General features: G+C 47.0%; 13 protein-coding genes. 11 read left to right on the forward strand and 2 right to left on the reverse strand.

Features of this window, described 5'->3' with window-relative positions:
• Positions 1–2: 2 nt before the first annotated feature.
• The 3 genes from AF333_RS02645 (at position 3) to AF333_RS02655 (ending at position 2,756) form a co-directional block, all read left to right on the forward strand.
• Positions 3–1,106 (forward strand): S-layer homology domain-containing protein, encoded by a 1,104-nt coding sequence (locus tag AF333_RS02645; protein ID WP_052812294.1) that lies wholly within the window; start codon positions 3–5, stop codon positions 1,104–1,106.
• A 76-nt stretch (positions 1,107–1,182) separates the two neighbouring features.
• Positions 1,183–1,746, forward strand: a complete 564-nt coding sequence (locus tag AF333_RS34535) for a hypothetical protein (protein WP_235495985.1) — start codon at positions 1,183–1,185, stop codon at positions 1,744–1,746.
• Positions 1,743–2,756, forward strand: coding sequence for an Ig-like domain-containing protein (locus AF333_RS02655; RefSeq protein WP_043067601.1), 1,014 nt, complete (start codon positions 1,743–1,745; stop codon positions 2,754–2,756). The genes AF333_RS34535 and AF333_RS02655 overlap by 4 nt, the downstream gene beginning before the upstream one ends.
• A 145-nt stretch (positions 2,757–2,901) precedes the next feature.
• Here the strand turns inward: AF333_RS02655 and AF333_RS02660 are convergent, their stop codons facing one another.
• Positions 2,902–3,198: a hypothetical protein gene (locus AF333_RS02660; protein WP_235495994.1), complete on the reverse strand. Its 297-nt coding sequence runs from the start codon at positions 3,196–3,198 to the stop codon at positions 2,902–2,904.
• A 262-nt stretch (positions 3,199–3,460) separates the two neighbouring features.
• Between AF333_RS02660 and AF333_RS02665 the strand changes: the two genes are divergently transcribed.
• The 8 genes from AF333_RS02665 (at position 3,461) to AF333_RS02695 (ending at position 12,172) form a co-directional block, all read left to right on the forward strand.
• On the forward strand, positions 3,461–4,477 hold the full coding sequence (locus AF333_RS02665; RefSeq protein ID WP_043067603.1) for an NAD-dependent epimerase: 1,017 nt from the start codon (positions 3,461–3,463) through the stop codon (positions 4,475–4,477).
• An 82-nt stretch (positions 4,478–4,559) separates the two neighbouring features.
• Complete coding sequence (locus AF333_RS02670) at positions 4,560–5,207, forward strand: acetyltransferase (RefSeq protein ID WP_043067604.1); 648 nt, start codon at positions 4,560–4,562, stop codon at positions 5,205–5,207.
• A gap of 209 nt (positions 5,208–5,416) precedes the next feature.
• Positions 5,417–6,163 carry a WecB/TagA/CpsF family glycosyltransferase gene (locus tag AF333_RS02675; protein ID WP_235356693.1) on the forward strand — a complete coding sequence of 249 codons (747 nt, stop codon included), beginning with the start codon at positions 5,417–5,419 and terminating at the stop codon, positions 6,161–6,163.
• Positions 6,164–6,200: 37 nt separating this feature from the next.
• Entirely contained in the window at positions 6,201–7,301 is a 1,101-nt protein-coding gene (locus AF333_RS02680) for a glycosyltransferase family 4 protein (protein ID WP_043067606.1), read from the forward strand.
• Between the two features lie 261 nt (positions 7,302–7,562).
• Complete coding sequence (locus AF333_RS34540) at positions 7,563–7,799, forward strand: hypothetical protein (RefSeq protein ID WP_235495998.1); 237 nt, start codon at positions 7,563–7,565, stop codon at positions 7,797–7,799.
• A 27-nt stretch (positions 7,800–7,826) separates the two neighbouring features.
• Entirely contained in the window at positions 7,827–8,774 is a 948-nt protein-coding gene (locus AF333_RS02685) for an Rpn family recombination-promoting nuclease/putative transposase (protein WP_074714884.1), read from the forward strand.
• Between the two features lie 47 nt (positions 8,775–8,821).
• Positions 8,822–9,358, forward strand: coding sequence for a VanZ family protein (locus tag AF333_RS02690; RefSeq protein ID WP_052812296.1), 537 nt, complete (start codon positions 8,822–8,824; stop codon positions 9,356–9,358).
• Positions 9,359–9,511: 153 nt separating this feature from the next.
• On the forward strand, positions 9,512–12,172 hold the full coding sequence (locus AF333_RS02695; protein WP_043067607.1) for an S-layer homology domain-containing protein: 2,661 nt from the start codon (positions 9,512–9,514) through the stop codon (positions 12,170–12,172).
• Between the two features lie 15 nt (positions 12,173–12,187).
• Here the strand turns inward: AF333_RS02695 and AF333_RS32575 are convergent, their stop codons facing one another.
• Positions 12,188–12,448, reverse strand: a complete 261-nt coding sequence (locus tag AF333_RS32575; protein ID WP_139188872.1) for a hypothetical protein — start codon at positions 12,446–12,448, stop codon at positions 12,188–12,190.
• Between the last annotated feature and the right edge of the window lie 54 nt (positions 12,449–12,502).

A 12,502-nucleotide genomic window follows, 5' to 3' on the forward strand; every position in this document is an offset into this window, starting at 1 on the left:
AAATGGAGAAAAAGAATGGATTACGCAGTAAGTTGGCTTTATCGTTGTTGGCGGCTTCGGTCGCTTTCCCTTTGACTGGAATTGCTGCAACCCAGGCGAGTGCTGCGGAGCCTGTAGATAAGACGGAAGTGATAAAAGAACTGCTGCAGAAGCTAACACCGGAGGAACAGCAGAAGATAAAAGAAAAAGCGATGGTCGATATGTTGATGTCGCCGGACAAGTCGCTTGAGCAAGTGGCTGAGGACGCGGTGCGTACAACCGTAGAGCCGCAGAAATATCAGGAGCTGAAAAAAGAAATCGAGGCAGCGAACATTACAGTAGATGATGCGATGAAGGCAAAGGATGAAGTCATTGATTCACCTGTAACGCCTCCGACAAAGCCTGAAACACCTTCGAATCAAACAGAAACGCCAAAAAATCCAGAAACACCGATAAATCAGGAAACACCTGCACCAGCTCCGGTACAGCAGTCGGATCAACCTGTTCCGCCTGTGGACATGCCTGCTGATCCAGAGCCAAGCAAGAAGCCTGCACCGGCCTTCTCCGATATCGCTAAAGTACCGTGGGCTAAAGACGCTATCCAAACGCTCGCTGCTGAAGGTATCCTGGTCGGTGTAAGCACGGGGAAATTCGCTCCGACGCAAAATGTGACGCGCGCCCAGTATGCGCACCTGCTCATTCAAGCGCTTAAATTGGATAAAAAAGAGCCCAATCCACCAAAAACGGCGTTTACGGACATTAAAGCAAACGACTGGTTCGCGCATGATGTCGCGGTTGCTGCCAAATTCGGCATCGTCAGCGGCGTAAGCAAAACGAAATTCAGTCCGAACGCGACGATTACGCGCGAAGAGATGGCTGTCATGACAGCGCGTGCCTTAGAGGTGGCGCAGCTATTACAGAGCAGTAACGGAAAACTAGAGACGCTAGCCCAGTTTAAAGACCAAAAGCGTATCGCTTCCTGGGCACAGAAAGATGTTGCTACGCTTACCGAGCAGAAAATTCTTAACGGTATGAACGGTAACAAGTTCGGACCGAAAGAAAAAGCAAATCGGGCACAGGCCGCTGTGCTGATTCATAAACTGTACGGTATGCAGGAAATAAAATAAAGAACGAACCGCCCCGCAGTCATCCCGGCTGTGGGGCTTATTTATTCGTGTCGCTTCATGCTTTACATCACACCTGTTGATTATCTATAGACTGGAAGAAAGAAGGTGCACGCGTCGGCGTGTTCCCTCGTCTTTTTCTCGCAAGGAAGAGATACGGCCGCTTTGTGGCGCCAAGGCCGGACCGGCATCTGGGCCTCTCGGTGCGGGAGACAGTTGCCGGTCGATTTCGTCCGTGGCGCCACACGCTCCACACAGAAAAACAAAGGGGACGCACGCCGTACGCGTCATTCTTTTCTATCCATCTATGGATACCAAGGGTGTTGATTGTTCCGAGAGGAAAAGACTACCACAACGGGACACAAACAAGGCCTTTCGTCTCCCTTTCCGAGCGGTTGCCCCAGCCAGGCGAAAGAGGACAGCAACTGTCTCCCTCTTCGTGTCTACCCAGATGTTTTGCAGTCCCGCCTGGCTGGGGCAAAAAGCGGCCCTCTACGCTTCCGTGCGGGAGACGAACCGACGCCCGTTTGGGGCACGGTGTGGTGGTATCCACTCTGGATGGTACTGGATAATCAACACCCTTGGTTTTACATATGACATCGATATTATAAAACGCTCAAGAGAGGAAGGAAATTACTCATGAAAACTACATTTCGTCGCCGCTTTATTCCGTCGCTTCTCGCTCTTTCAGTCGCTGTACCGTCCGCAGCCGCATTGATGCCGGCCCCGTCGTCGGCCGCGCCAGGCATCGGCATAAGTCAGGAACAGCTTGACATTGTGCGAAAATACGCAAAAGAAGCCATCGAACTCTTGAACTCCCTGTCACCAGAAGAAAAGAACAGGCTGCGTCAGATGCGGGATGAAGTCCGCACAAAGCCACTGAATTGGTGGCGTGACCAGATTTTTCAGAATCCGCAAGCAGTAGAAAAGATGAAAGCAAAAGGGGTGACGCCGGAAGAAGCATCTGCTATGCTCCGTGACATGCTGGCGCTCATGTATACGCCAGAAGATACAATCGCTTCACTCCTTGCCTTTAAGAAGAATCATTACCGTACATGGACTAAGATTTTCGGTACCGAATTTAAGCAAGAAGACTTGCTGGAGTTTGCGAAGATGCTGGAGCGACAGGTTATGGCTGATCTCGTCATGAGTCATATGCTGAATATCGACAAACCTCTTGATGACATGATAAGCGATGCAATCGCCCGTATGATGCAGCACGGAAAGTTCAGGAAACTCGGTGTTAAGCTGGCGGAAGTCGGTATTACGACGACGGATGTACTTGAGATTAGAAAGCGTCTGGTTCGTGAATTCGATCGGAACAACGAGGTGCGTGACATTTTTATTAGCGCATTTGCCCGTAAAAATACTGATATAGTTGTTCAGCCAGGCAAGCTTTCACCGGGTAAAGAAAAACAGGTGACATTGAAAGTGGAGTTCCCGGGTTATTTCACGATCCGTTCCGGTGTAGAATGGATATCATCCAATCCGGAAGTAGCCACCATTGATAAGAAAGGCAAGCTTCATGCTCATAAGCCCGGAACGACTACGATCTCTGTCAAGATCAAGGGTGTGCTTATCGGTGAGAAGGACGTAACGGTAGAGCCGGATAAAGGTAATAAACCGGATAAAGAGGATAAAGAGAATAAGTAGATGAGCTCGTGTAGTCCAATCGGATGCGTGATGTATTCTCCCCTGTCGGCTTAGACGGCAGGGTTTTTTATTTTTATCCTGTGCTTTTCCATGATAGTTGGTTTGCGGATGATTTTTATGACGATGGAGAGATTAGAGGTGTGATTTAATTTTTTCTTTTCAGTGCTGCTTCATGTTGAATGGAACGGGAAGAAAGTAAGTCAATTACACTGCGCTGTTCTTCCTGTGTAGTAGCTACATGCCGGACTTCGCTTTTTATTTCGGTAGTTTTTTGATCTATTTTTTCAAGAATTTTTTCGGTCAGTCCGTTTATTTGCTTTTGTATGTCATATTTTAAGTCTTTTTGTCCAGACTCTAGTGCTTCCATTCGTTGTTCGATTTTACTTTGGCCTTCTTTAATTGTCTGCAATTCAGCTAACATTCTTTTTAATGTTTCTTCCATTTTCAGGTCCTCACTTTCTTTCATTTTATATTTGGAGGTAGGGCTTTCTTTTGCCTTCAAAAACTCCTTGGTTGTTTCCTTATAATCTTCTAACAGACGAACAGCCACTACTTTTATTTTACATTATGAACTGCCTGTATCCAAGCGGGTTTGTCCGCCTTCTTTGTCTTACTTCTAACACAAGTGAGGTCTAGTTGTGCAATGTAACGAAAGTGTTTTTTCCTGTATAATCGAGGGAAAGAAGATAGGGAGTAACATGAGCATGACATACGACACGCACATCTTGGTGACAGGCTGCGCCGGATTCATTGGCTTTCATGTCGCCCGTCGTCTATTGGACGAAGGATACGCCGTCACCGGGCTGGATAACTTGAATGATTATTATGACGTATCGCTAAAGCGAGCACGTCTGGAAATTCTTCGTGAACGACATGGTTTTACTTTCGTTCACGCGGCATTAGAAGACAGGGGAACCATCGAAGCGACATTTGCTTCCAATGACTATGCTATCGTCATTCATCTGGCTGCACAGGCAGGGGTCCGTTACAGCTTACAGAATCCGCATGCATATGTTGATTCTAATCTGACAGGATTCGTGAATATATTGGAAGCGTGCCGCACGTTCGGTATCGGGCATCTTGTATACGCTTCATCAAGCTCTGTTTACGGCGCGAATCGCAAACAGCCTTTTTCCGAACAGGATGCAACTGATCGGCCAGTCAGCTTATATGCGGCTACGAAAAAAGCCAACGAGTTGTTGGCTCATACATACAGCCATCTCTATAAGCTTCCGACGACAGGCATCCGTTTCTTTACGGTATATGGTCCGTGGGGACGTCCGGACATGGCCTACTTTTCGTTTGCCCAGGCGATCCTTACAGGGGAGCCGATTCGAATATTTAATGAAGGAAAAATGAAACGCGATTTTACGTATATTGATGATGCAGTCGAAGCGGTTATTCGGTTGATGCATCGCATCCCTGGGCCAAGGCCTGATGGGGAAACGATGTGGGACGACCCTACGGTTAGCCATCCACCCTACCGTATTTATAATGTAGGAAGTCATCGACCTGTTCCACTGCTTACCTTCGTTGAAACGCTTGAACAAGCGCTTGGTCGAAAAGCGATAAAGGAATGGCTGCCCATGCAGCCTGGCGATGTCAAGGATACATATGCGGATATCGAGGAATTAATTCGCGACACGGGTTATTGTCCAGAGACCCCGCTAAAAGAAGGGTTAGATGCATTTGTGGCATGGTATCGAAGCTATTATGGATGAGGGAAGGCAAGAGCGATAGAGCTTCCTTAATATTACCTTTTTCGTCATACAATGGGTGTTTACATAGGGAGGGATGCATGATATGTTAAAACGAATTGCCATTCTTGGCGCAGGTGGACATGGTAGAGAGACCGCCCAATTAATTAAAGATATTAACAAGGTACGCCTTGAATGGGAGCTTCTTGGCTATATTGATGATAATGAGGCGATTCACGGACAGGTACGTAATGGCTTCCCTGTACTGGGATCGACGGAGATATTGGCGGAAGACTGGCTTAAGGGTGTATATGTTATTTGCGGATTCAGCCACCCGGAAGGAAAGAAGAAGGCGGTCGCAAGAGTACAGGAGTTACAGCCGAACATCCGGTTTGCTACACTCATTCATCCGACTGCCGTATACGGCGATGAGAATGTCATTGGCGAAGGCACGATGATATGTGCCGGGAGCATCGTCACTACGAATGTTACGCTCGGAAGCCATGTTATTATCAATTATGGCTGTACAGTCGGGCATGATTGTACCATCGAATCGTACGCGGCCATCTTGCCAGGCACGAATCTGTCCGGCAATGTTACCATCCGTGAAGGTGTGCAGACGGGTACAGGCTCAGCTGTGATTCCCGGCGTGGAAGTGGGGGCCTATGCCATTGTAGGAGCCGGTGCAGTCGTAACTCGGAAGCTGCCCGCTCACTGTACAGCAGTGGGAGTTCCGGCGAAACCGATAAAGTAAAATAACGTGCATAGCGCTTCAAAGAGACGAGCCGCTAGGTACTCTGCATTTTGCTCTACAAATTTCGAGGATACTTGTCAAGAAACAGCTTCTTTTTTTGTTTGTGCTTTTGCCCGATCTGAGATAAAATGGAGGCGGTGCAACCTAGTGACAGGCTATACTGTCTTGATGTATGTACAAATGAAAGTTGGAAATGGATGAAGACAACGATGGATACACAAAAGCGGGTCACTATTCTGGGGGTACCGTTTCTCCATGCTACAAAAGAGGAAACGGTCGATGTTCTCACCCGCCGCATTGAAGAAAATAAGCAAACTCAAGTAGTAACTGCCAATCCCGAGATTGTCATGCTAGGTCGACAGAGTGCTTCCTATATGGAACTGTTGAAGCGCTCGCAGGTTGTTACACCGGATGGCATCGGTGTCGTGCTCGCGTCCCGTTGGATTGGGCAGCCGCTTCCAGAACGTGTGGCAGGCTATGAATTGCTTCACGCTCTAATGGTGCAAGCCAATACATACAGGTGGAAATACGTTCTGGTCGGAGCTTCCCCGGAATCTTGCGCGGGTGCAGCGGAGAAACTAAAAGAACAATATCCGCATGCCTGTTGTAGCGGGCACTTTGATGGGTATTTCTCTCAGGAAGAGGAAAAACAGATTCTTGAGCACATCCGGCGGGAACGTCCGCACCTGTTGTTTGTGGCGCTTGGAGCGCCGCGTCAGGAAGAGTGGATTGCACGGCATATGCCGGAACTCCCTGTTAACCTGGCGATGGGTGTAGGAGGCAGCCTTGACGTCATTTCAGGTAAGGTTAAGCGGGCGCCGATCTTCTGGCAGAAGTTGAACTTGGAATGGATGTATCGCTTGCTGTCACAGCCGAAGCGTTGGAGAAGACAATTGCTGCTGCCCAAGTTTGCATTATCCGTAATATGGAATCAGGTTATACTACGCAGAAAATAAAGTAAGAAAACTGAACGAAACATTAAGGAGAGGAAACATGAACTACGTATACGGGTTTATTCTTTCACTCGTCGTGACGCTCATCGCTACACCTCTTGTGAAAAAGTTCGCCATCTATATCGGGGCCGTGGATAAGCCCAATCACCGGAAAGTTCACCAACGATTAATGCCACGCATGGGCGGATTGGCGATCTATATAGGCTTTTCGCTTGCTTACTGGCTGTTGTTCCCGCCGTTTTTGGAGGATATGGGAATTAGCTCGCGCGAAGCGCTTGGCATCTTCCTCGGCGGTACGATTATTGTACTGGTCGGTGCGCTAGATGACCGATTTGAATTATCTCCGAAGCTGAAGCTGCTGGGTCAGATTGCGGCTGCTGCTGTTGTTGTATTCTATGGCTTACGCATTGAGTTCATAAATCTTCCGTTCCAGGGCATTCTAAGCTTTGGCTGGGATTGGATTGCTATTGCAATTACGATTTTCTGGATTATCGGTATTACTAATGCTGTGAATCTTATTGACGGATTGGACGGTCTTGCCGCTGGTGTATCGGGTATTGCCACCGCCGCTATTATGATTGTGGCCCTGTTCGTCATGCCTAACCCTGTAGTCGCCCTGTACTGTGCGATTCTGCTGGGCGGCATCGTTGGGTTCCTGCGTTATAATTTTCACCCGGCCAAGATTTTCATGGGAGATACCGGGGCGCTATTCCTTGGTTTCAATCTGGCGGCGTTATCGATTATGGGCTTTAAGAATGTGACGTTGTTTGCATTCATTATGCCGATTCTTATTCTTGGTGTACCGTTGTCAGATACGATTTTTGCCATGCTGCGTCGCTACTTGAACAAGAAGCCAATTTCAGTCGCGGATAAAGAGCATCTGCATCATTGTCTTCTGGCGATAGGCCTCTCTCATCGCAGTTCAGTGCTGGCGATTTATGGGCTTAGTGTATTGTTTGCAACTGCTGCGATTGTATTCTCGCAGTCTTACCTCTGGGGTGCGTTCATCATTGTGGGTGTATTGCTCGTAGTTCTGCAATTGATGGCTGAGCTCATTGGCTGGGTCGGACAGAAGAAGAAGCCGTTGCTTGAAACAGTGCGACGGATTAAACAGATTACAATGGGTAAGGAATATAAATAGATAGATGATGAACGTTATTCAATCTCCCTGCAGAGTTTTCTGCAGGGGGATTTTTATTGTGCGACACCGTTCGATTGTTATAAGGACCGGCCCCGCAGCGCTATGTGGTTACAGGCGTTATGGAAAAGCAGTTGAAAGTTGATAATTTACAGTTGATAGTTAAATTCAGCTATCAACCATATTCAAGCTACCAAAGCATATCGATTCATCAAGTCAAATATATATTTATATACATCTCACTTTATCAATTTACATATTCTTGTGGTGAGAGGTAAGAAAAGAAGGAAGGGCGGGAGCGGTCGGAAAAAGACACACTGGCCTCTCTTCTGCTGGAGCGCAGGGCGCATCCAACCTCTTCTTTTTCTGAATCGCCTACTTCCAACCACGCTACCCTGTCAAAATATCAAGTGTAATTTATATAGACCTGTCAAAGTTGGCAGGTTTTTTGCTGTGCATAGAGAAGTACATAAAGGAAATCGGGTCAAAAGCGGTTCATGATATAATAAAGGAATAGGAGTGGAGCTTATGACACGCAATCCGTCCCTTCATAAGCATCAACCGCACGATAAAGGATACAAATATTTATTATCAAGTAAGAAGGTATTTGTTGATTTGCTTCGCAGTTTTGTCAAACAGGGATGGATAGAACAAATTGATGATACGCATGTCATTAAAGTGGACAAATCTTATATTTTGCAGGACTTTGCTGATAAAGAAGCTGATTTGGTATATCGTGTGAAAATAAAAGAACAAGAAGTTATTTTCTACGTGCTGCTGGAAATGCAATCAAGCGTAGACTTTCAAATGCCGTTTCGCCTTCTTTTATATATGGTAGAGATTTGGCGTGATGTGCTAAAGAATACAGGGAAGAACGAAGCCTCTCGTAAAGATTTTCGACTTCCTGTGATTGTTCCAATCGTATTATATAACGGAAAACAAGAATGGACGGTGGCGCAGACATATAAAGAAACATTGAATGCGCATGAACTATTTTCTGACCATGTGCTTGATTTTTCCTATATTTTGTTGGATGTTAACCGTTATACAGAAGAAGAGTTATTACAAGTAACAAATGTAATTGGAACGGTGTTCTTGCTTGACCAGCACGTTGATGACAGAGAGCTACGTGCCCGACTGGGAAAGCTGGTATATACGCTTAAGCAGCTGTCGTCTGAAGAGTTTCAATTGTTTCGTTCCTGGCTGCTTCATATTTTTGTAGAGCGTGTACCGTATGAGCTGCAAGATCAGACAAGAAAAGCGATTGAACAGGCAAAGGAAGGAGAAGTTGAGATGATGATGCATAATCTTGAACGCACGCTTGATGATATGATTGAAAGGGCAGAAGCAAGGGGAGAAGCCAAAGGTAAATTGGAAGTGGTGAAAAATCTGCTGCGACTCGGTATTACAGATATAGAGAAGCTGGCACAAGCAGCTGATTTATCGAAAGAGGAGATTGAAAAGCTGCTGCATTAATTTTTAGCATTCTTCTTACCTCCTCTCCATAAGAACATATAGGTGATATGGCTGAAAACGCAAGAAAGAGTGAAGCAGAACCGATGAAAAAACTATGGATTTGGCTGCCGGTCCTCATCATTGCTGGCAGTATTTTTATTTCCTCTTCGATTCCGTATGACAAACAAAATATTCAGCCCCTACTGCGTCAGTATGTGGACAAGGACTTCTTCATCCGCTGGTTCTCCTGGGTAAACTTTATGTATGGTAAAAAAGAAATCAGCATTGCTAATCTTGGCGTACCCGCATTTCTTGAATTTTTCATCCGTAAGGGAGCACATTTTATCAGTTATTTCGTGCTGGGCTTCCTGCTTAGCCGAGTGCTACGAGCGTTTAAACTGAAAGGCTGGCGCAATGCGCTGCTGGCGCTGTTCCTCGCTGTATTGTATGCCTCCTCTGATGAACTGCATCAGGCATTCACGGCGAGTCGCAACGGAATGATACTGGATGTATGGCTGGACGGAGCGGGAGCCGCCTGTGGCATTGGGGTTATGATGTCCTCGGCACGGACACGGCGCAACGGAATGCGCACGGATAAAGGATAGCGTATTTTGCAAGAAGAAAAATATAGAAAAAATGATAGAATAATGCTATACTAGAATCGCCTGTTTCTGCTAATCTTGCGTGCATTGACAGGCCATCTTTCGTTATTACAATCTTTTTAGTTTACATATTTTAGTTAACGGAGCGTGATACATATGAAACGGTTCATTCCTTTGACTCTCGCCGGGATTTTGTCTGTCACAGGACTTAGCCTTCCATCCGAAGCACAGGCCGCATCTCAGGCAAGCTTCCGCGATGTAGCCCAAAGCCACTGGGCCAATCAGGCGGTTACCAAGCTTGCGCTACGTGATGTTATCGCTGGATACGAAGATGGCTCATTTCGTCCGACAGAAACGGTTACTCAGCTTCAGGCTGTTGTACTTGCCATCCGTAACATGGGCCTAGCCGAGCAGTCAGCCCTTTATAAAACAAGAACGATTCCTTACACGGTTCCAGAGTGGGCGAAAGGCGACATTGCGCTTGCTATTGAAAAAGGTCTATTAAAACCGGATGAAAAGAATTTCTCGCCTGATTCTCCGGCTACGCGGGCGTGGATTGCACAGCTCATGGTCCGCATGATCGGTAAAGAATCCGAGGCTAATCTGCTTGCTTTGCAGGGTGGAGGCACGTTTACTGACGAAAAGGACATTCCGGACTGGGCTGCCAGCTATGTAAAGGCTGCCAGCAAATATGAGCTTCTCACTGGTTATCAGGAGAAGAACGGCTATTCCTTCAAGCCGAATCGTGCCGTGACACGTGCTGAGATTGCAGCCATGCTGAGCGGTTCCGAAAAGCATTTGAACATCGAGAACGACCGGATGCACACTGGTTACGTACAGGCAATGGCCGGGGACAAGATTAGCATGAAGCGGACAAGCGGTCAGCTTGCTACATACTCGGTAACGAAAGATACGATTTTCTATGGGAACGGCAAAGCAGCCGATATTGGACAGGTGAAGCCATCTGCCCGACTGTTCGTCATTGTTGAAGATGGAAACCTGCGCTATGTGGAAGTGCTTGATGGAGCGGAAATGAACCGGACAATCAGCGCTGAAGTTGAGAAAGCCTATCCGGAGGAAGGCATGCTTGTCGTTAAAACAGTGAGCGGAGAGCTGCTAACGTATCAGCTTGATAAACAGACACCGGTAACATCAAGTACAGGTACGGCAAGTAGCCTAAAGGATCTGGCAAAGGGAGATGCGATTCTTCTTACGCTGTCGCCTGAAGGCAGTGCTGTCAGCATTACGCTCGTTCGCGAAGGCTCCGATAGCGAAGTACAGGGAACCGTGCACGATCTTGACATGGCAGGCAAGCTAATGATGGTGAAGACGGCGAGCGGTGCGTTCAAAGCTGTTCAATTTAATACCAATACGGTACTTGAATACAAGGGCAAACGATTCCCGACCCTGGAAGATTTGCGTACAGGCGATTCAGTACAGGTTCAGCAGAAAGACGGCGTCGCAACGAAAATCGTCGTACTGGAAATCAAGAATGATGCAGGTCTAAACGGCACGGTAAAATCAGTCAATACGGTTGAAAGATTTGTTACGGTGCAGGATGCGAAAGGCACCATGCAAGTGTATCGGGTAGCTGATAATGCTGCGATTACAATCCCAGGCTTGACGCAGCCGCAACTTGCAGACATTAAGGTCGGAGACAGCATTGACATGAAGTTTAGCAATAATCTTTTGTCATCGCTGGCGGTCAAAAACCGTACTGCTACTCCTGAGACGTCCAAGGATAGTGCATTGACTGGTACAGTATTCGCTATTGATAAAGTCAACCGTATTCTTTCATTCAAGAACACCAAAGGCGACCTGGTTGCTTACGAGGTTAGGCCGGATAATGAGGCTAGCTTTATCGTGGATGGTGTCTCGAATCCGAAATTAGCAGATATCAAAACAAACATGAACATCACTGTGCAGCTTGACCAGAATAACAAGATTATTTATGTGAATGCGGATAACCGTGTGAGAGCGCAGGTTATCGCCATCAACAAGGATGATCGTCTGCTGACCGTGAAGCTGAATACAGGTGAGACTAAAGTATATATCGTAGATAAAAACGTGAATGTTGTTATTTATGACGAGCGCAGCAGAGATATTGGTGATTTGCGAGCAAACGACAATGTTTACATGCGTCTAAACAGTTCGAACAACAATACAGTTAACAAAATTGAGGTAGAACGTTCTTACATCTATCGTGTGACCAATGTGAATGAAGGCTCCAACCGCTTCACAGGGGAGAATGACCGTGGTAATTCGCGTTACTTCTACCTTGACGGCTCCGTAACGATAAGCGTACCAGGTGTTACGTATCCACGTATCGCAGACGTGAAGACTGGGGATACCGTCAAAGTCACGTATATGGGTGATACACTTAAGTCTCTTGCTGTCGTGCCGAATACGATCGGTCAGGTTGTGTCGGTCAATGCAGAAATAAGCAAGATGCGCATCAAGGATTACAACGGTGTAACGACGGAAATTGCCGTTCCGGCTGGAAGCTCCATTAAAGTGAACGATCGCAATTATACAACGCTTACCGCTTTACAGCCTGGAGATCGTGTGCAGATTTCTGAAGCCTCCAACGGACTGAAGAATATCGTTGCGATGAAGAAAATCTCCACTACGTTCACTCAGCTTGATGGATCGTATCGTGACCGGGTATATACTGCTCAAGGTAGTTATTACATTCCAGATAGCTTGCTCGCCCGTCAGCCGAACCTTAACCAGTTCCTGGATAGTCTAAGACGGGGTGACAAAATCAACATCTATTTGATGGACAACCAGCTGTTCGACATCGAGAAAGCAAATTAAAAGCAGATATTACACCTATGGATTATCCATATAGTGGAGGGAGAAAGGTACACGCGTAGGCTTTTCCCGGCCGGGCGAAAGAGGACAGCAATTGTCTCTCTCTTCGCGTCTACCCAGATGTTTTGCTGTCCCGCCTGGCCAGGGCAAAAAGCGGCTCTCTCCGGCTTCCATGCGGGAGACGAACCGCCGTCCCGTTTGGGGCACGGTGTGGTGGCTAGCCACTCTGGCTCGTACTGGATAATTAACACCCTTGTACAGGTATATTTTCCTTAACAAAAAAGTCCCCTCCTTCCGCTGCACCAATGGGTGCCGGGAGGAGGGGACTTGCTT

Origin of the sequence: Aneurinibacillus migulanus (assembly GCF_001274715.1) — a bacterium.
GTDB lineage: Bacteria > Bacillota > Bacilli > Aneurinibacillales > Aneurinibacillaceae > Aneurinibacillus > Aneurinibacillus migulanus.

Bases quoted from the DNA above. Each gene is read 5' to 3' on its own strand.
- AF333_RS02645 (WP_052812294.1), top strand. From the start codon at position 3: ATGGAGAAAAAGAATGGATTACGCAGTAAGTTGGCTTTATCGTTGTTG.
- AF333_RS02655 (WP_043067601.1), top strand. From the start codon at position 1,743: ATGAAAACTACATTTCGTCGCCGCTTTATTCCGTCGCTTCTCGCTCTT.
- AF333_RS02660 (WP_235495994.1), bottom strand. From the start codon at position 3,198: ATGGAAGAAACATTAAAAAGAATGTTAGCTGAATTGCAGACAATTAAA.
- AF333_RS02665 (WP_043067603.1), top strand. From the start codon at position 3,461: ATGACATACGACACGCACATCTTGGTGACAGGCTGCGCCGGATTCATT.
- AF333_RS02670 (WP_043067604.1), top strand. From the start codon at position 4,560: ATGTTAAAACGAATTGCCATTCTTGGCGCAGGTGGACATGGTAGAGAG.
- AF333_RS02675 (WP_235356693.1), top strand. From the start codon at position 5,417: ATGGATACACAAAAGCGGGTCACTATTCTGGGGGTACCGTTTCTCCAT.
- AF333_RS02680 (WP_043067606.1), top strand. From the start codon at position 6,201: ATGAACTACGTATACGGGTTTATTCTTTCACTCGTCGTGACGCTCATC.
- AF333_RS02685 (WP_074714884.1), top strand. From the start codon at position 7,827: ATGACACGCAATCCGTCCCTTCATAAGCATCAACCGCACGATAAAGGA.
- AF333_RS02690 (WP_052812296.1), top strand. From the start codon at position 8,822: ATGGCTGAAAACGCAAGAAAGAGTGAAGCAGAACCGATGAAAAAACTA.
- AF333_RS02695 (WP_043067607.1), top strand. From the start codon at position 9,512: ATGAAACGGTTCATTCCTTTGACTCTCGCCGGGATTTTGTCTGTCACA.